Origin of the sequence: Erwinia phyllosphaerae (assembly GCF_019132875.1) — a bacterium.
Lineage (GTDB): Bacteria > Pseudomonadota > Gammaproteobacteria > Enterobacterales > Enterobacteriaceae > Erwinia > Erwinia phyllosphaerae.
The window spans coordinates 12,822-29,840 of sequence record NZ_JAHSPF010000002.1; the positions used below are offsets into that span (position 1 = coordinate 12,822).

A 17,019-nucleotide genomic window follows, 5' to 3' on the forward strand; every position below is an offset into this window, starting at 1 on the left:
GCCGTGGCTTTGCCAACGCTGCCGCTTGTCGTGTTCCGGTGTTCCTGAACCCGACAGCAGCTCCGCCTGTGTCAGCTCATCAAACTCACCTGTGCCGCTACAATCCGCCAGCCTTCGGGCAGCTTCACCCACGTTTGCTGCTGTCGGCCAATCTTTTCTGTTCCCTTGCGCGTAAATTCCGTGCTGCATACTGCGTAATCGTCACCAAAAGTGGTAATAACCGTATTGCGCAGCTGGCGGTCCAGCCCTGCAGCAGGCCGTGCGGCGCGAAAAGCGCGAATGGCCTCAATGCCGTACAGGTTTTCTCCGGCCCCCAGCCGCACGGTGCGCTCGTCATGCCAGAACAGCTCGTCCAGTACGTCAACATTGTTGCTGACCAGCGCTTGCTCATAGCGATAAAAAGCGTCGGTAACTTCTGCCAGTACCGACGGGCGATTGATCCGATCCATCATTTTATTAATCCTTTCGCCACGGGCGCTTTCGCAATGCCCATTTTTTCCAGCGCCCAGGCAGCGCGTAAGCAAGCCTCTTCCTTAAACGGTGCGGCAATGAGCTGTAGGCCGAGCGGTAATCCCTGTGGCGTTTGCAGCGGCACGGTAGTTACCGGCAAACCCAGGAATGAAATGGGCTGTGTCAGCATGCCCATACTGGCGCGGATCGACAGTTCGCTGTCGTTAATCCGCATGGTTTCCTGGCCGATAAGCGTGGCGCTGGTGGGCGTGGCGGGCGCAATCAGCACGTCGAACTGCTCAAACAGTGGCAGCACCTGCTCACGGAAATAGTAACGGAAGCGCTGAGCTTTGACATACCAGGCGGAAGGCGTCATCGCGCCAGCTAGCAGACGCTCGCGCGAAAGCGGCTCGAACCTTTCCGGCTGCGCGCGTAGCTCAGGCAGATAGGCGCTGCCGCCTTCGCTGGCGGTGATAATAAATGCGGCAGTGCGGGCCAGCGCCGCTTCCGAGAATTCAACTTCTTCTTGCGCATCCAGTGCCTTTGCCGCCAGAGCGACAGCCGCGCGCGCGTTATCGTCACACCAGGTTTGAAAATAGCCGCCCAGTACGGCGCAGCGCAGGCCTTCCATGCCGTGTTCCAGCAAACGGTGTACCGGATGGATCGCCTTTTCTGCCTGAAAGCTGTCCTGCGGATCGCGGCCTTGCAATGCATCGTAAACCAGCGCCAGATCTGCCGTGGTACGGGCGAAAGGGCCGATATGATCGAGGCTGGCGACAAAAGGCTGGCTGCCGCTACGGGCCAACCGACCAAAGGTGGGCTTCAGACCGAAGATGCCGCACAGCGAAGCCGGAACGCGAATAGAGCCGTTGGTGTCCGTTCCTAATGAGAAAGGCACCAGGCCGGAGGCGACGGCTGCCGCAGAGCCGCCGGAAGATCCACCAGCAATACGGTTCAAATCGTGAGGGTTCCGCGTCGCGCCGTAGTGGCTGTTTTCCGTAGTAAAGCCATAGGCATAGGCATCCATATTCAGCATGCCGGAGAGCAGCGCCCCCGATTCACTCAGCTTACGCACGGCCCAGCTGTCGTTTTTAGCCGCCTGACGATCGCTGAACAAACTGGCACCCGCCAGCGTGGTATGGCCCGCCACGTCATAAAGATTTTTCACAGCGTAAGGGATTGCAGCCAGCGCGGGCAAAGGACGATCCTCCTTGCGCAGTCGATCGATACGATCGGCTTCGCTAAGCATGCGATCCTGCGTGACGGCGGTCCAGGCGTTGATCGTCGGATTGCTTTGCTCGATCCTGTCCAGCGTTTGTTGCGCGATTTCACGCGCGCTCAGCTCGCCTTTGGTCAACGCGCTTTTCAGTTCGACAATGGAGAGAAAAGGTAACGTCATGCTTTATATACTCCTGCCACTTCCACCCGTTCGTCGAGCGGGAAAGCCATCAGCGGCTCGGCCATGCCGGCAATACGAGAAAACTGAACCTGCAGTTCGGCGCGACGCTGCTCATCAAGAGGCACGCCTAAGATCTGTTCCATCTGCGCTATGTAAAGCGCCCAGTCTGTTGAAGATGTCATGATGTTCTCCTGTTAAAAACCGGCAGCGCTGCCGTTGCTGCGTGGATCGCTTGCGCCTTCCAGCATGCCGTTGGTATGACGAACAATCGCACCCGCATGACCCACTGCCTCGCTGAAATCCTCCAGCGCTTCGACCTCGTGGCCCAGCTCGCGCAGCTGCTGCAAAGTTTCGGCGGCAAAGCGGCCTTCCAGCTTTAGCGAATCGGAAGACTGGCCCCACGTGCGGCCCAGCAGCCAGCGAGGGGCGCTGACGCACTGCTGTAGCGGCATGCCCTGCACCACGTGACGGGTAAAGATAGCCGCCTGCGTTTGCGGCTGGCCGTCGCCGCCCATCGAGCCGTAAACCATGGTGCGGCCATCGTTCAGACGCGCGGCGGCGGGATTCAGCGTATGAAAAGGCTGCTTGCCCGGTGCCAGCGCCAGCAGGTGATCGGGATCGAGGCTAAACGCCGCGCCGCGATTCTGCCAAGTGATACCGGTATCCGGCAGCACTACGCCACTGCCGAATTCGTGATAAATGCTTTGAATAAAGGAGACGGCCAGGCCGCTGCTGTCCATCACGCCCATCCAGACGGTATCGCCAGGTCCTTTACCGGTTCCCCAGGGCGCGGCGCGGCAATCGCTGATTGTTGCCGCCAGCGTTGCCAGCTGGTCAGAATCCAGTAGCGCCTGCATCTCTTCACGCATATGCAGCGGGTCGGTGATATAGCGGTCGCGCAGGCCGAAGGCGAGCTTGGTCGCTTCGACAATGCGGTGCACGGTCTGGACTTCGTCCGCCCGGGCCATATCCAGATGATTGGTAATACCGAGAATGGCTAGCGACACCAGGCCCTGCGTCGGCGGCGTCATATTAAAAACTTCGCCATATTCATGCTGAATGCTTAGCGGTTTACGGCGTTTTGCCCGATGGTTATGTAAATCTTCCAGCGTGATGGGCATACCGAGCGCCGACATCTCGCCAGCCAGCTTGCTGGCCAGCGGGCCGCGATAGAAGCTTTCCAGACCCTGCTCGGTGAGGATGGCAAGCGTGTTTGCCAGTTCTGGCTGGGTAAAACGGCTGCCCGCGCGCGGCACTTCGCCATCCGGCAGATACGTAGCGGCGAAGCCAGGTTGACTGGCCAGTTCATGATATTTGCTGGCGGTGGCGGCGGCCTGCGACTGCGTAACGGGAATACCGTCAGCCGCATAACGAATGGCGTCGGCCAGCAGACGAGAAACCGGCATCGCGGCACCGCCCAACTCTTTAGCGACTTCCAGCGCTTCCGCCCAGCCGCTGACGGTTCCGGCCACCGTCAGCGCCGCTTTCGGCCCACGATGGGGAATGGCCGACGTGCCTTGATAAAAAGAGAAATCGGCCAGCGAACCGGCCGCGCCGCTGGCATCAATAGCAATGGGATCGCCCTGTGGCGGCATAATCAGCCAGAAGCCGTCGCCGCCCAGGCCGTTCATATGCGGATAAACCACGGCAATCGTAGCGGCGGCAGCCACCATCGCTTCAATAGCGTTGCCGCCTTCGCGCAGCACGGCCAGCGCGCTTTCGCTGGCGAGGTGATGAGGCGTCACCGCCATGCCGAGCGGAGCAAGGTTACTTTGTATCATCACGTTCTCATTTCCAAAGACAGATAAATAACGTAAAGCAAGAGCTGTTCCAGTTTGCCGCTTCTCACTGATGGTGTTGAAAAAAGCGCACGCGGCACGGAAGATAAGCACTGATTGTGCGCGGCCTGGTTTTCGCCAGGCACGTTATTTGTATAGGCCATATTCTCTGAAACGAAAGTTACAAGGTTCACGCTATGAAGCAGCTCGATGAACGCCTGAGAAATTACTATCCCCAGCTCTCGCCACAGGAGCAGCGCGCGGCTGACTTCATTTTCGATCATTTTGACGATTTGATTAGCTACAACAGCGCGGAGCTGGCGCGGCTTAGCGGCGTTTCCAAGGCTACCGTAAGCCGTCTGTTTAAGCGGCTTGGCTATGAAAAATATCGCGATATGCGCGATGAATTGCGTACGCTACGCCAGAGCGGTATGCCACTGACCGATAACCGCGACGCGGTTCAGGGGAATACATTACTTGCCCGCCACTATAAACAGGAGATGGCCAACCTGACGCAGTGGGTGAACCAGCTGAATGCGGGCCAGTTCAGCGAGGTGGTGCAGAAACTGGCGGACAGCAAACGTATTTTTATCGTCGGTATGCGTAACTCCTGGCCGGTCGCGCTGCATTTCCGGCAGCAGCTGCTTCAGGTACGGGGCGATGTTCATCTGGCACCCCAGCCCGGCCAAACGCTGTCAGAAGAGCTGGTGGACATTACAGCGGAAGATATGGTGGTGGTCATTGCCTTCCGTCGTCGACCGCGCATTATCAAACCGCTGTTGCAGCAGCTTCAGCAGCAGGCTATTCCAGCGCTGGTGATTTGCGAGCCTGCACAGGCGATTACCGCGCTGGCGCGCTGGCACCTTTGCACGCCGCTGGACAGCGTATCTGCCTTTGACAGCTACGCCTGCGCCAACAGCCTGATCAATTTGCTGACCAACGCGCTGCTGCATGAATTACTGAGCAAAGGCCGTCAGCGCATTCACCGCATTGCCGATCTTTATAACCAGCTGGACGAACTGGAACAGCGCTAATGGGGCACCTTTTTGGTGCTTTGCTTCGTTTTAGGGCGCTGCTGCTGGCGCCCTGAAATAACCTGTTCTGACTTTGCTCTTCTTGATAAATCTTCTCTTCCGCATCATGTGAATTATCACTTTCCGGCTGCTTTTAAAGCCTTTTCTCATTTATTTTACCCTCCATGACCGGACGCTAAAAAAACCCGATGACAACTTTTTGCGACTGGCACATTAGTTGCAGATACCTTTATCAGGAATCTTTCGTTTCATCTTGAGTTAATCGGGGAAGGGCAAAATGAAAAAAGCATTACTGATGATGATCGGCGCGACGTTGCTGTTTGCACAAACGGCAAAGGCAGATCAATTACAGGATATTGAAAAGCGCGGCGTCATCCGCGTTGCCGTGCCGCAAGATTTTCCACCTTTTGGCTCGGTCGGCACCGATTTACAGCCGCAGGGCTACGATATTGATATGGCGAAATACCTGGCGAGCCAGATGAAACTTAAGTTACAGCTGGTCCCGGTGACCAGCGCTAACCGCGTGCCTTACCTGCAAACGGATAAGGTGGATCTGGTGATCTCCAGCCTGGGCAAAAATCCCGAGCGGGAAAAAGTGATTGCCTTCAGCCGCGCCTACGCGCCGTTTTTCCTTGGCGTATTTGGGCCGAAAGAAGCCACGCTAAAAGATGCGGCGGCGCTGAGCGGCAAGTCGATTGGCGTCACTCGCGGCGCGGTGGAAGATATGGTGCTGAGCGATCTCGCGCCAAAAGATGCGCAGCTGAAACGCTATGAAGATAACAATACGACGCTGTCGGCTTACCTGTCGGGTCAGGTGCAGTTTGTCGCCACCGGCAACCTGGTAGTCGCGGCCATCGCTCGCCAGAACGCGGATAAAGCGCCGGTAGCGAAATTTATGCTGAAAGATTCACCGTGCTTTATCGGCATGCGCAAAGGCGAGCCGGCGCTGAAAGCGAAGGTAGATGCGCTGATTGAGCAGGCAGTTAAAGATAAAACGCTGAACGGGCTTTCGCAGCAGTGGCTGAAAGCACCGCTGCCCGCTGACTTTAGCGCGTAAGGGTCGACGATGACGGAGCAACTCAATTTTCCTGCACTGCTGCCTTACTGGCCGCAGCTGCTGGCTGGTCTCTGGGTTACCATCCAGCTGACCGTGCTGGCAACCGTTGGCGGCGTGGCGCTGGGCATTCTGGGCGCGGCGTTGCGCAGCGGTCGGCCTTCCGCGCTTAGCCGTCTGTGGGGCTGCTACGTTGAGCTGATCCGCAATACGCCTTTTGTTGTCCAGCTGTTTTTTATCGTGTTCGGCTTGCCAAATCTGGGCTTAAAGCTGACCGCAGGCGAGGCGGCGCTGCTGGCCATGTTGATTAACCTGGGTGCCTACAGTACGGAAATTATTCGCGCAGGTATTCAGGTAACGCCGAAAGGACAGTGGGAGGCCGGCCGCGTGCTGGGCCTGACGCGTTCACAAACTTTTTTTCGCGTGGTACTGCCGCCTTCGCTGAAGCGTATTTATCCGGCGCTGGTTAGCCAGTGCATCATTGTGATGCTGGGTTCTTCGGTCGTGTCGCAGGTTTCGTATGAAGAGCTGACCTTTGCCGCCAACCTGATCCAGTCGCGCACCTTTTTGAGCTTTGAAGTTTATCTGGTCACCACGCTGGTTTATCTGGCGCTGTCGATAGCCATGCGGCAGCTGTTGCTGGCGGCCGGACGAAAATGGTTGAGGGCGCCATGAACACGTTTACCGACTGGGATATTTTACGCAATCTGCTGCTGGCAGCGCGCTGGACGCTGTTACTGTCGCTGACCGCCTTTTTCGGCGGCACGATAGTTGCGATGCCGCTGGTGATGGTACGCCTGACGCGCCGCCGCTGGCCCAACCGGCTGATTAGCGCCTACATTGAGCTTTTTCAGGGAACGCCGCTGCTGATGCAGCTGTTTCTGGCTTTTTTTGGCGTGGCGCTGTTTGGCGTGGACGTTTCACCGTGGACGGCGGCATCGCTGGCGTTAACGCTTTATACCAGCGCCTTTTTAATCGATATCTGGCACGGCAGCATTCAGGCGTTACCGAAAGGACAATGGGAAGCCTCACGCTGTCTGGGCCTCAGCTTTTCCCAAACGCTGTACCGCGTGGTGCTGCCGCAGGCGTTACGCATTGGCATCGCTCCTACCGTCGGCTTTGCGGTTCAGGTGGTAAAAGGCACCGCGCTGGCGTCGATTATTGGCTTTGTCGAGCTAACCAAAGCGGGCACCATTTTAAATAACGTCACTTATCAACCTTTTAAGGTCTTTGCGCTGGTGGCGCTGGGCTACTTCCTGATCTGCTATCCGCTGTCGCGCTACAGCCAGTACCTGGAGAAAAAATTCAATGCCGCTCATCACCATTAATCAGGTACAGAAATATTACGGCGACAATCACGTGCTGAAAGGCGTGGACCTGGATATCGACATGGGTGAAGTGATTTCGATTATCGGCCGTAGCGGGTCGGGAAAAAGTACGCTGTTGCGCTGCATCAACGGGCTGGAAGGTTATCAGGAAGGCAGCATCAAGCTGGGCGGTATGACCATTACAGACCGTGATTCGCAGGCTCGCGAAATCAGCCGTTCCGTTGGCATGGTGTTCCAGAACTTTAACCTGTTCCCACATATGACCGCGCTGGAAAACGTCATGCTGGCACCGCGCCGCGTCCTGAAAAAGAAAGAGACGGAATGCCGTGAGCTGGCCGCGCAGATGCTGGAAAAAGTGGGGCTGGGGGAGCGGATGGATTATTACCCGGCGAACCTTTCCGGTGGCCAGCAGCAGCGTGTAGCTATCGCCCGTGCGCTGGCAATGACGCCGAAAGTGCTGCTGTGCGATGAAATTACCTCCGCGCTCGACCCGGAGCTGGTGGGCGAAGTGCTGAAGGTGCTTGAGCAGCTGGCGCGTGAGGGAATGACGCTGATTCTGGTGACGCACGAAATGAATTTCGCTCGTGAAGTGGGCGACCGCGTAGTCTTTATGCACCAGGGCCGCGTCTGGGAACAGGGCGACAGCAAAAACCTGTTTGCCAGCCCGCAAACGCAGGAACTCAAACAGTTTATCTCATCGGTGCGCGGCCTGAGCTAGCGCGCTGATTGTTAAGAGGAAAAGAAAATGGACGTAGCGAAATATCCGCAAATCAATCCGCCACAGCGCCTGCTGATGGGGCCTGGGCCAATCAATGCCGATCCGCGCGTATTACGCGCCATGTCCAGCCAGCTGCTTGGGCAATACGATCCGGCGATGACGCACTATATGAATGAAGTTATGGAGCTATACCGCGGCGTATTCCGCACGCAAAACCGCTGGACGCTGCTGATTGATGGTACCTCTCGTGCCGGGATCGAAGCGATTTTGCTGTCGGCAATTCGACCTGGCGACAAAGTGCTGGTACCGGTATTTGGCCGCTTCGGACATTTGCTGTGTGAAATAGCCCGGCGCTGCCGGGCAGAGGTGCACACCATTGAAGTCCCCTGGGGCGAAGTATTCACGCCCGATCAGATCGAAGATGCGATCAAAAGCGTGCGTCCGCGTCTGTTGCTGACCGTGCAGGGCGACACTTCAACCACCATGCTACAGCCGCTGGCTGAACTGGGCGCTATCTGCAAAAAATATGGCGTGCTGTTTTACACCGATGCCACTGCCTCATTTGCGGGCAACGCGCTGGAAACTGACGCATGGGGACTGGATGCGGTTTCCGCCGGTATGCAGAAATGTTTGGGCGGCCCGTCAGGTACATCACCGATTACGCTGAGTCCGGAGATGGAAGCCGTTATTCGCAAACGTAAATGCGTTGAGGAGGGGATCCGCACCGCCGCGCATCAGGACGGTGATGACGAGATGATCTACTCCAACTATTTTGATCTCGGCATGATCATGGATTATTGGGGGCCGGAACGGCTAAACCACCATACCGAAGCAACCTCGGCGCTGTTCGGCGCACGTGAATGTGCGCGGTTAATCCTGCAGGAAGGCCTGGACAACGGTATCGCGCGCCACAAGCTGCACGGCGACGCATTGCTGAAAGGCATTCAGGGTATGGGGCTGGAAACGTTCGGTAATTTGCAGCACAAGATGAACAACGTGCTGGGCGTGGTTATCCCGCAGGATATTAACGGCGACCAGGTACGCAAGCTGATGCTGGAAGACTTTGGCATTGAGATCGGCACCTCTTTTGGCCCGCTGCATGGCAAGGTCTGGCGTATTGGCACCATGGGCTACAACGCTCGCAAAGACTGCGTAATGCAGACCCTGAGCGCGCTGGAATCGGTGCTGACGTACCTTGGCTATAAAACCGCCCAGGGCGCGGCGATGCAGGCTGCCTGGGATCACTATACCGCCGGGAGCTGCTGATGAGCCTGCTAAGCCTTGCAGATGCGCAGCAGGCAGCGGCCAGGGTGATGGCGCGCTGCGACAGGCTCGCGGAAATCAGCGAAACGCCGGACGCGTTAACGCGCGTTTATCTTTCGCCAGAGCATCTTCAGGCCAACCAGCTGGTAGGGGAATGGATGGAGGCCGCCGGTATGCGCGTCTGGCAGGATAGCGTCGGCAATATCTGTGGCCGTTACGAGGCGCTGGAGCCGGGCGCACCTGCGCTGCTGTTGGGGTCACATCTGGACACGGTACGTAACGCAGGCCGCTACGACGGTATGCTTGGCGTACTTACCGCCATCGAAACCGTGCAGGCGCTACAGCAGCAGCAGCGACGGCTACCGCTGGCGATTGAAATCGTGGGCTTTGGCGATGAAGAAGGCACGCGCTTTGGCATTACGCTGCTGGGCAGTCGCGGCCTGACCGGAAGCTGGCCAGAAAGCTGGGTCAGCCATCCTGACGGCAACAGCATTACCGTGGCCCAGGCGATGGACGACGTGGGGTTGAATGCGCACGAGATTGGCCTGGCAGCGCGCGAAGTAAAAGACATTGCCGCCTATCTGGAACTGCATATCGAACAAGGCCCGTGCCTGGAGCAGGAAGGCCTGGCGCTGGGCGTGGTTACGGCGATTAACGGCGCGCGCCGCCTGAACTGCTGCTTTGTTGGCGAGGCGGGGCACGCGGGTACGGTGCCGATGTCCCATCGTAAAGATGCGCTGGCGGCAGCGGCGGAATGGATGGTGTTTATTGAACAGGCCGCGCCACAACATAGCCCGCAGCTGGTGGCAACCGTTGGCACGCTACAGGCTTTACCGGGCGCGGTGAATGTGATCCCGGGTGAAGTGAAGCTAAGTCTGGACGTACGCGGGCCGGACGATCGTGCGCTGGCAGAGCTGCTGTCGGCACTGCTGACCCAGGCCGAGGCGATAGCGCTGCGGCGCGGCTTAAGCTTTAGCGCCGAAGAGTATTACCAGATCCCGGCCACGCGCTGCGATGAAAAACTCCAGGCCGTATTGAGCCAGGCGGTTGCACAGGTGCAGGGACGTTCGCTTTCACTGCCGAGCGGTGCAGGCCATGACGCTATCGCCATAGCGGAACGCTGGCCGGTCGGCATGCTGTTTGTACGCTGCGATCGCGGTATCAGCCATCATCCCGCAGAGTCGGTGCAGGCGGCAGACGTAGCGACAGCGGTGCGTGCTTATGCACAAGCCGTGAATGATGTCGCAACCTCATGGCCATCTGGTGGAAGCCTGCCATGACGCCCGAACAATTTAACCAGGCTACGGCTGATGAAGCCTGCAGGCTGATTGCGCACTGCGTGGCGCTGGAAAGCTGGATTAAGGCGCTGGTGGCCGCACGTCCTTTTTCCTCGCTGGATGACCTGCTGCAAACCGGCGACAGGCTGGCACGCGGCTGGGATGAACGGGCATTGAGTCAGGCGCTTGCCGCGCATCCGCGCATCGGTGAAAAAGCGCAGGGCAACGGCAAAGAGGCCAGGCTGTCGACCAGCGAACAGGGCAGCGTAAAGCATGCCGACGACGAACTTAAAGAAGCGCTACGCCTGGGCAATGTTGCTTACGAGCAACGTTTTGGCCGGGTCTTTTTAATCCGCGCCAAAGGGCGAAGCGGCGAGGAAATGCTGGCGGAACTGCATCGCCGACTGGGCAACGATCCGCAGCGCGAGCAGCAGGAAGCGCTGGATCAGCTGCGGGAAATTACGCTGCTGCGGCTGCGTGACACTTTTCAGTAAAGGAGAGCGCTTAATGAGCACCATTACTACCCATATTCTGGATACCGCGCTGGGCAAACCGGCGATTGGCGTCGCCGTCTCGCTGGAGCAGAACAGCAGCCAGGGCTGGCTGCCGATAGCGCAGGGCGACACTGATGCAGATGGCAGAATTAAGGATCTCACGCCTGAACCTCTGGCACCTGGCCACTATCGTCTGATTGCCGAAATTGGCGACTATTTCGCCGCCGAAGGCCGTGATGCGCTCTATGTCAGCGCGCAGATCGACTTCGTGCTGGCGGCCACAGGTAGCCACTATCACCTGCCTTTTTTGATTTCGCCGTGGTCGTGGTCGACCTATCGCGGCAGCTGATTTTCTCCGCAAAATACGCTCTTTCGGAAAAAGTTAAAGGCCGTTTCAGCACTATCCATGAGCTAAGCAGCAAAGGGTGAAATTATGGTCAGGCCAGAAGATACGCGTTATCCGGCAGGCAAATCCTTTGCCTGGGGTTTGCAGCATGTGCTGACGATGTATGGCGGTATCATCGCGCCGCCGCTGATTATCGGTTCGGCGGCCGGACTGACGGCGGTACAGCTTGGCATGCTGGTTACGGCGGCGCTGTTTGTCAGCGGTTGCGCCACGCTGCTACAGGCGCTGGGCGTTCCGGGGTTCGGCGCCCGTCTGCCGCTGGTACAGGGCGTTTCCTTTGCGGGTGTTGCCACCATGGTGACGCTGGTGACCAACGGCGGCGGTCTGCCAATGGTGTTTGGTGCGGTTATCGCCTCGTCGCTTATCGGCCTGCTGATTGCGCCGCTGTTTGCCCATATCATCCGTTTTTTTCCACCGGTGGTAACCGGCACCGTGATCACCGTGATTGGCCTGTCGCTGATGCCCGTCGCCGCACGCTGGGCAATGGGCGGTAATCCTCACGCGCCTGAATGGGGATCGCCCGGCAATATAGGGCTGGCGGCACTGACGCTATGCCTGGTGCTGCTGTTTAATCGGTTAGGCAATGCGGCGATAAAAAGGCTGGCCGTGCTGGCGGCGATGGCTTTCGGCACGCTGTTTGCGTTTGCCAACGGAAACGCAGATTTTTCCGGCGTGCTGCACGGCAAGGCAGTGGCGCTGCCTGGCATGCTCAGTTTTGGGCCACCGGTTTTCGACGTGGCGGCCATTCTGTCGATGACGCTGATTGTGCTGGTGCTGCTCACCGAAACCACCGCCGGCCTGATCGCGATTGGCGAAATTGTGGGCACGGAAGTTGACGGTAAACGTATAGCCAGCGGGCTGCGGGCGGATATGCTTACCAGCGCGCTGTCGCCGCTGTTTAACTCGTTTCCCCAGAGCGCTTTTGCCCAGAATATTGGCCTGGTTGCGATTACCGGAATTAAAAGCCGCTATGTGGTGGCTGCGGGCGGCGTCATTCTGGTTGTACTGGGCTGCTTACCCGTGTTGGGACGTCTGATAGCAGCCGTGCCCGCACCTGTTCTGGGCGGTGCTGGCGTGGTGCTGTTCGGCACGGTTGCGGCATCCGGCATCCGTACGCTGGCAAAGGTAGATTACAAAGACAATATGAATCTGGTGGTGGTCGCCACCGCTATCGCTTTTGGCATGATCCCGATCGTGATGCCCACGTTTTACGACCAGTTTCCGGGGTGGGTCAGAACGATTTTCCATTCCGGCATCAGCGCCGCCTGCCTGGTTTCCGTGGCGCTGAATGTGGTGTTTAACAGTTCAGGAAAAATAAATGCGCTGGCGCTAAAAGAGACAGAATAAAGAAAAGCAGGGTTATATCAGGATCGTTCACGGCCAGCATACGCGTTCAGCGACGTATGCCGGCACGGGTGTTCAGATGCCTGTTTTAGCTGCTAAAAGCGAAAATCATCCGCATCGCGCCACGCCGGAAAACGTTCCCGATACTGCTGTAGCGCCGTCAACGACAATTCTGCATCAAGTACGGCGGGCTGATGCGGTTCGCCAGCCGCCAGAACTTCACCTTGCGGGCTGATAATTCGGCTGTCGCCGCTGTAGCGATGGCCGTTGGCATCCGTGCCAACCCGATTGCAGCCGGCAACATAAGCCTGGTTTTCAATTGCTCGCGCCAGCAGCAGCGCCTGCCAGTGCGCGGCGCGCGCTTCCGGCCAGTTAGCGACGTAAAGCGCCAGATCGTAGTCGTTGCGATTGCGCGAAAACACCGGAAAGCGCAGGTCATAACAGATCTGCGGCAGAACGCGCCAGCCGCGGAAGAGGATAATTTCCCGCCGATCGCCCGCCAGATAGTGATGATGTTCATCGGCCATCCGAAACAGATGGCGTTTGTCGTAGCGATGCACGGTACCGTCCGGTTCAACCAGCAGAAAACGGTTAACCGCGCCGCTATCGGTTTGCATCGCCACGCTGCCGCCAATCATAGCGTCGGCGGCAGCCGCTTTTTCCCGTAGCCACGCAATCACGCGCCCTTCCGGCAGCGAGCTTTTTGCCGCTTCCATAGCAAAGCCGGTCGTGAACATTTCTGGCAGCACGATAAGATCCCGCCCCGTCAAGGTTGCCAGCAGCCCGTCAAAAAAACGCAGGTTAGCTTCGCCATCCATCCAGACCAGCGGCTGCTGTAACAGGCTCAGGTTCAGAGTTGACACAGGCGCTCCGCTGCCGCATCCAGCGTGGCTTCCTGCTTGGCAAAGCACAGGCGGATCAGTTTATGAGGAAATGGCCCGGCGCAGAAAACCGATAGCGGGATTGCCGCCACGCCAGCCTCTTTGGTCAGCCACTGGCAGAAGGCAACGTCGTCCAGCTCAGAAATAGCGCTGTAGTCGGCCAGCAAAAAATAGGTGCCTTCACACGGCAAAATTTTCAGTCGGCTTTTCGCCAGCGCCTGGATGAAACGATCGCGGCGCGCCTGGTAAAAAGCAGGCAGCTCGCGATAGTGCTGCGGCTCGGCATTCAGCATATCGGCCAGCGCCAGTTGGGCAGGCGTGTTAACGGCAAAGGTAAGGTACTGATGAACTTTGCGCACTTCCGCCGTCAGTGCCGCTGGCGCGACGCAGTAACCTACCTTCCAGCCGGTCATGTGGAAGGTTTTGCCAAAGGATGAGACGGCGATCGCGCGCTCACGCAGCTGTGGATGCGCCAGCACGCTGGCATGGCCTTCCTTTGCAAAACAGATGTGCTCATAAACTTCGTCGCTCAGCACATAAATTTCCTGCGCTTTTATCGCCTGCCACAGCGCGGCAAAGTCGCTTTTTTGCCAGACGGTTGCGGAAGGGTTGTGCGGCGTATTCAGAATCACTAAGCGGGTACGCGCAGAAAGCAGCGCGGCAAATTCCTGCCAGTCGACGGAAAATGCTGGCGGCTGCAGGGCCATGCGCTTCATTACGCCGCCAGCCAGCGTCACGGCTGGCGCATAGCTGTCGTAGCTGGGATCGAAGCAGATAACCTCATCGCCCGGGCGAACCAGCGCGGTAATGGCAGCATAGAGCGCTTCGGTCGCGCCTGCCGTTACCGTAATTTCGCTGTTGGCATCTGGACGATGTCCATATAGCTCCGCTGTTTTAGCCGCGATTGCCTCGCGCAACGGCTGTACGCCGGTCATTGGTGCGTACTGATTGGCTCCGGCGTTCACGTGATGCGCCAGCCGCGCCTTCAGGTAGTCTGGCCCGTCGAAATCCGGAAAGCCTTGAGAAAGGTTAATGGCGTTATGCTGCTGCGCCAGCGCGCTCATCTGCGTAAAAATGGTGGTGCCAAGAGCGGGAAGCTTGCTCTCGGGCGAAATCGACATCTGGCTCATTATCAGTCACCCTTGCGGAACGTTATTTGTGAGGTATCAGACCGTTGCCGCCACTATACCGTCAGTGCTAGTATTTGGCAATCAAGACGCTTAGACGTCTAAACGCTAACGCTATGCCGCGCTAAACGGCTAAAAAGGAAGGCTATGACAACGTCGCAGTTAGAGCAGTTAGTGGCGGCCTGCCACTGGATTGGTGCGAAAGGTTGGGCTCCCGCCACAGGCGGCAATATGTCGGTGCGCCAGGATGATAATTTTTGCCTGCTTAGCGAGTCCGGTAAAGATAAAGGCGCGCTAACCCGCGATGACTTTATTCAGGTTGAGATTGCCAATAACAACGTTCCTTCCGGCCGCAAACCTTCTGCCGAGACGGGATTACACACGCTTATCTATCGGCTGTTTCCCGACGCGGGCGCGGTGCTACATACCCATACGGTCAACTCGACCGTGTTGTCGAGAGTTGAGAAGAGCGCCGCATTAACGCTGCAAGGTTATGAAATGCAGAAGACGCTGGCCGGGCAAAACTCGCATCTTGATAGCGTCTCTGTTGCGCTGTTTGACAACGATCAGGATATTGAGGCGCTGGCAGGACGTATTGAACGCTTTGCTGCCGCTCAGCCGCTGCGCTACGCTTTTCTCTTGCGCGGGCATGGGCTGACCTGTTGGGGGCGTGACGTTAATGAAGCGCGTCGCCATCTTGAAGGACTGGAATTCCTGTTCCAGTGTGAATTACAACGTCGGCTTCTGGAGGCCAAATGATCCGCGCCATTGTCACCGATATCGAAGGCACCACCAGCGATATTCGCTTCGTGCATAACGTGCTTTTTCCTTACGCACGTGAAAACCTGGCGGCCTTTATCGCTGCTTTCCAGCACCGGGAAGATGTTGCCGCGGCGCTAAACGACCTGCGCGACGAGATCGCCCAGCCACAGGCCACCATTGAAGACTTAATTACCGTACTGTTTCAGTTTATGGATGAAGACCGTAAATCTACGTCGCTAAAAGCCTTGCAGGGCATGATCTGGCGTGACGGCTATCTTAACGGAAGCTTTACCGGGCATCTCTATCCTGACGTCTTGCCCGCGCTACAGGCCTGGCAGGGGCAGGGCATTCAGCTTTACGTTTATTCATCTGGCTCAGTAGCTGCGCAGAAATTGTTATTTGGCTACAGCGATAAGGGTGATATCACGTCGCTATTCAGCGGCTATTTTGACACGCGCGTGGGTGCCAAACGCGAAACGGCTTCCTACCAGAATATTGCTGCCGATATCGGCCTGGCTGGCCACGAGCTGCTGTTTTTATCGGATATACATCAGGAGCTGGATGCCGCGCAGGAAGCAGGATGGCAGACCATCCAGCTTATTCGTGACGCCGCGGACGACGGCAGTCGTCATCGTCAGGTCAACCGTTTTGACGCTATTAACCTGGAGCAGTTTCTATGAGCGCACTGACTATTTTTACCGAGAGCGAAGCAGCTACGCCCGTCTGGCAGAGCCGCGATGCTGAAGAGATCCGCCAGAAGCTGAACAGTAAAAACGTCCGGTTTGAGCGCTGGCAGGCGGATCGCGATCTGGGCAGTAATCCTGAACCGGAAACGGTTATCAAGGCTTATCAGCACGCTATCGATCGGCTGGTAGCAGAAAAAGGCTACCAAAGCTGGGACGTTATCAGCATGCGTGCGGACAATCCGCAGAAACAGACGCTGCGTGAAAAGTTTCTTTCCGAGCATACGCATGGCGAAGACGAAGTGCGTTTTTTTGTGGAAGGCGCGGGCCTTTTTTGCCTGCACCTGGATGGCCATATTTACCAGATCCTTTGTGAGAAGAACGATTTAATTTCCGTCCCGGCAGGGACGCCGCACTGGTTTGATATGGGCTCTTCACCGCACTTTACTGCGATTCGCATCTTCGATAATCAGGAAGGCTGGATCGCTAACTTCACCGGCGACAGCATTGCGGATGCCTATCCACGCCTGCCGTAAATCCTGGCTTAGTCGGCCAGAGAGGGACACAGGTAACAACATTGGCGAGCTCCCGGCTAGCTATGCTAACAATGCCGGGAGAGCTAAAAAACGCGTCAATTTTATTTTCGATACGGGCGCGCCGGGAAAAATATCCGCCCCGGCGTCAAAAAAGCGTTACCGAAAAAAGGCGCTGGTTCAGCAAGGAAATTCAACAGGCTCCTGCATCCTTCAGACAGAATGACTAACAATAAATCAGCTCTGTTAGTAAAAAGGCATAATTTAGCTGGGTTATGTTACGTCTTTCGCAGATGAATTTATTTAAATTATATTATTGCGCTGTACTTTAATTTTCCGAAAGGATTTCCTGTTTGTTTATTTTCACTGCCTGTTCGTTTTTTATTAGCGTTATTTCCAGTAAGGTTGGTTGTTTTAAGAGTTTATATTTTATTAATTTTTATGGTAAGGCGAGTTTTATTTTTTTTGTTTGTAATTTAATGTAAAGT

General features: G+C 56.9%; 19 protein-coding genes. 13 read left to right on the forward strand and 6 right to left on the reverse strand.

Annotated features, from left to right (window positions below; translation table 11 throughout):
• Window positions 1-71: 71 nt before the first annotated feature.
• From hpxZ to KUE00_RS03355, 4 genes are read right to left on the reverse strand one after another with little or no spacing between them, the layout of a single operon-like run.
• On the reverse strand, window positions 72-452 hold the full coding sequence (gene hpxZ / locus KUE00_RS03340; RefSeq protein ID WP_246758099.1) for an oxalurate catabolism protein HpxZ: 381 nt from the start codon (window positions 450-452) through the stop codon (window positions 72-74).
• On the reverse strand, window positions 449-1,849 hold the full coding sequence (locus tag KUE00_RS03345) for an AtzE family amidohydrolase (RefSeq protein ID WP_246758100.1): 1,401 nt from the start codon (window positions 1,847-1,849) through the stop codon (window positions 449-451). Before KUE00_RS03345 ends, hpxZ begins: the two co-directional genes overlap by 4 nt.
• On the reverse strand, window positions 1,846-2,031 hold the full coding sequence (hpxX, locus tag KUE00_RS03350; protein WP_281434476.1) for an oxalurate catabolism protein HpxX: 186 nt from the start codon (window positions 2,029-2,031) through the stop codon (window positions 1,846-1,848). Before hpxX ends, KUE00_RS03345 begins: the two co-directional genes overlap by 4 nt.
• A gap of 12 nt (window positions 2,032-2,043) precedes the next feature.
• The gene (locus tag KUE00_RS03355; RefSeq protein ID WP_246758102.1) at window positions 2,044-3,630 is read right to left on the reverse strand and encodes a gamma-glutamyltransferase family protein; all 1,587 of its coding nucleotides are present in this window, start codon (window positions 3,628-3,630) and stop codon (window positions 2,044-2,046) included.
• Between the two features lie 194 nt (window positions 3,631-3,824).
• Here KUE00_RS03355 and hpxU point away from each other — a divergent pair, with 194 nt between their 5' ends.
• The 10 genes from hpxU (at window position 3,825) to KUE00_RS03405 (ending at window position 12,548) form a co-directional block, all read left to right on the forward strand.
• The gene (gene hpxU / locus KUE00_RS03360; protein ID WP_246758103.1) at window positions 3,825-4,661 is read left to right on the forward strand and encodes a MurR/RpiR family transcriptional regulator HpxU; all 837 of its coding nucleotides are present in this window, start codon (window positions 3,825-3,827) and stop codon (window positions 4,659-4,661) included.
• A gap of 277 nt (window positions 4,662-4,938) precedes the next feature.
• Window positions 4,939-5,718 (forward strand): transporter substrate-binding domain-containing protein, encoded by a 780-nt coding sequence (locus KUE00_RS03365; RefSeq protein ID WP_246758104.1) that lies wholly within the window; start codon window positions 4,939-4,941, stop codon window positions 5,716-5,718.
• A 9-nt stretch (window positions 5,719-5,727) separates the two neighbouring features.
• Window positions 5,728-6,390 (forward strand): amino acid ABC transporter permease, encoded by a 663-nt coding sequence (locus KUE00_RS03370; RefSeq protein WP_246758105.1) that lies wholly within the window; start codon window positions 5,728-5,730, stop codon window positions 6,388-6,390.
• Window positions 6,387-7,043 (forward strand): amino acid ABC transporter permease, encoded by a 657-nt coding sequence (locus KUE00_RS03375; protein ID WP_246758106.1) that lies wholly within the window; start codon window positions 6,387-6,389, stop codon window positions 7,041-7,043. Before KUE00_RS03370 ends, KUE00_RS03375 begins: the two co-directional genes overlap by 4 nt.
• A complete protein-coding gene (locus KUE00_RS03380) occupies window positions 7,024-7,761 on the forward strand; it encodes an amino acid ABC transporter ATP-binding protein (protein ID WP_246758108.1) in 738 nt (245 codons plus the stop codon). Before KUE00_RS03375 ends, KUE00_RS03380 begins: the two co-directional genes overlap by 20 nt.
• Before the next feature lie 27 nt (window positions 7,762-7,788).
• Window positions 7,789-9,027 carry a pyridoxal-phosphate-dependent aminotransferase family protein gene (locus tag KUE00_RS03385; protein WP_246758109.1) on the forward strand — a complete coding sequence of 413 codons (1,239 nt, stop codon included), beginning with the start codon at window positions 7,789-7,791 and terminating at the stop codon, window positions 9,025-9,027.
• On the forward strand, window positions 9,027-10,304 hold the full coding sequence (gene hpxK / locus KUE00_RS03390; RefSeq protein ID WP_246758110.1) for an allantoate amidohydrolase: 1,278 nt from the start codon (window positions 9,027-9,029) through the stop codon (window positions 10,302-10,304). Before KUE00_RS03385 ends, hpxK begins: the two co-directional genes overlap by 1 nt.
• Complete coding sequence (gene uraD / locus KUE00_RS03395; RefSeq protein WP_246758111.1) at window positions 10,301-10,795, forward strand: 2-oxo-4-hydroxy-4-carboxy-5-ureidoimidazoline decarboxylase; 495 nt, start codon at window positions 10,301-10,303, stop codon at window positions 10,793-10,795. The genes hpxK and uraD overlap by 4 nt, the downstream gene beginning before the upstream one ends.
• 13 nt (window positions 10,796-10,808) lie before the next feature.
• Window positions 10,809-11,144, forward strand: a complete 336-nt coding sequence (uraH, locus tag KUE00_RS03400) for a hydroxyisourate hydrolase (RefSeq protein ID WP_246758112.1) — start codon at window positions 10,809-10,811, stop codon at window positions 11,142-11,144.
• Window positions 11,145-11,225: 81 nt separating this feature from the next.
• Window positions 11,226-12,548 (forward strand): nucleobase:cation symporter-2 family protein, encoded by a 1,323-nt coding sequence (locus tag KUE00_RS03405; protein ID WP_246758648.1) that lies wholly within the window; start codon window positions 11,226-11,228, stop codon window positions 12,546-12,548.
• A 92-nt stretch (window positions 12,549-12,640) separates the two neighbouring features.
• Here KUE00_RS03405 and KUE00_RS03410 read toward each other — a convergent pair whose 3' ends face one another.
• Window positions 12,641-13,408 (reverse strand): amidohydrolase, encoded by a 768-nt coding sequence (locus tag KUE00_RS03410; RefSeq protein ID WP_246758113.1) that lies wholly within the window; start codon window positions 13,406-13,408, stop codon window positions 12,641-12,643.
• A complete protein-coding gene (locus KUE00_RS03415) occupies window positions 13,396-14,556 on the reverse strand; it encodes a pyridoxal phosphate-dependent aminotransferase (RefSeq protein WP_246758114.1) in 1,161 nt (386 codons plus the stop codon). The genes KUE00_RS03410 and KUE00_RS03415 overlap by 13 nt, the downstream gene beginning before the upstream one ends.
• Window positions 14,557-14,700: 144 nt before the next feature.
• On the opposite strand from KUE00_RS03415, the gene KUE00_RS03420 reads away from it, so the two are divergent.
• The 3 genes from KUE00_RS03420 to KUE00_RS03430 are packed head-to-tail and all read left to right on the forward strand — an operon-like array spanning window position 14,701 to window position 16,534.
• Entirely contained in the window at window positions 14,701-15,312 is a 612-nt protein-coding gene (locus KUE00_RS03420; protein ID WP_246758115.1) for a methylthioribulose 1-phosphate dehydratase, read from the forward strand.
• Complete coding sequence (mtnC, locus tag KUE00_RS03425; protein WP_246758116.1) at window positions 15,309-15,995, forward strand: acireductone synthase; 687 nt, start codon at window positions 15,309-15,311, stop codon at window positions 15,993-15,995. Before KUE00_RS03420 ends, mtnC begins: the two co-directional genes overlap by 4 nt.
• Window positions 15,992-16,534: a 1,2-dihydroxy-3-keto-5-methylthiopentene dioxygenase gene (locus tag KUE00_RS03430; protein ID WP_246758117.1), complete on the forward strand. Its 543-nt coding sequence runs from the start codon at window positions 15,992-15,994 to the stop codon at window positions 16,532-16,534. The genes mtnC and KUE00_RS03430 overlap by 4 nt, the downstream gene beginning before the upstream one ends.
• The last annotated feature ends 485 nt before the right edge of the window (window positions 16,535-17,019 follow it).

Coding starts and splice junctions, on each gene's coding strand:
- hpxZ (WP_246758099.1), bottom strand. CDS start 452: ATGATGGATCGGATCAATCGCCCGTCGGTACTGGCAGAAGTTACCGAC.
- KUE00_RS03345 (WP_246758100.1), bottom strand. CDS start 1,849: ATGACGTTACCTTTTCTCTCCATTGTCGAACTGAAAAGCGCGTTGACC.
- hpxX (WP_281434476.1), bottom strand. CDS start 2,031: ATGACATCTTCAACAGACTGGGCGCTTTACATAGCGCAGATGGAACAG.
- KUE00_RS03355 (WP_246758102.1), bottom strand. CDS start 3,630: ATGATACAAAGTAACCTTGCTCCGCTCGGCATGGCGGTGACGCCTCAT.
- hpxU (WP_246758103.1), top strand. CDS start 3,825: ATGAAGCAGCTCGATGAACGCCTGAGAAATTACTATCCCCAGCTCTCG.
- KUE00_RS03365 (WP_246758104.1), top strand. CDS start 4,939: ATGAAAAAAGCATTACTGATGATGATCGGCGCGACGTTGCTGTTTGCA.
- KUE00_RS03370 (WP_246758105.1), top strand. CDS start 5,728: ATGACGGAGCAACTCAATTTTCCTGCACTGCTGCCTTACTGGCCGCAG.
- KUE00_RS03375 (WP_246758106.1), top strand. CDS start 6,387: ATGAACACGTTTACCGACTGGGATATTTTACGCAATCTGCTGCTGGCA.
- KUE00_RS03380 (WP_246758108.1), top strand. CDS start 7,024: ATGCCGCTCATCACCATTAATCAGGTACAGAAATATTACGGCGACAAT.
- KUE00_RS03385 (WP_246758109.1), top strand. CDS start 7,789: ATGGACGTAGCGAAATATCCGCAAATCAATCCGCCACAGCGCCTGCTG.
- hpxK (WP_246758110.1), top strand. CDS start 9,027: ATGAGCCTGCTAAGCCTTGCAGATGCGCAGCAGGCAGCGGCCAGGGTG.
- uraD (WP_246758111.1), top strand. CDS start 10,301: ATGACGCCCGAACAATTTAACCAGGCTACGGCTGATGAAGCCTGCAGG.
- uraH (WP_246758112.1), top strand. CDS start 10,809: ATGAGCACCATTACTACCCATATTCTGGATACCGCGCTGGGCAAACCG.
- KUE00_RS03415 (WP_246758114.1), bottom strand. CDS start 14,556: ATGAGCCAGATGTCGATTTCGCCCGAGAGCAAGCTTCCCGCTCTTGGC.
- KUE00_RS03420 (WP_246758115.1), top strand. CDS start 14,701: ATGACAACGTCGCAGTTAGAGCAGTTAGTGGCGGCCTGCCACTGGATT.
- mtnC (WP_246758116.1), top strand. CDS start 15,309: ATGATCCGCGCCATTGTCACCGATATCGAAGGCACCACCAGCGATATT.
- KUE00_RS03430 (WP_246758117.1), top strand. CDS start 15,992: ATGAGCGCACTGACTATTTTTACCGAGAGCGAAGCAGCTACGCCCGTC.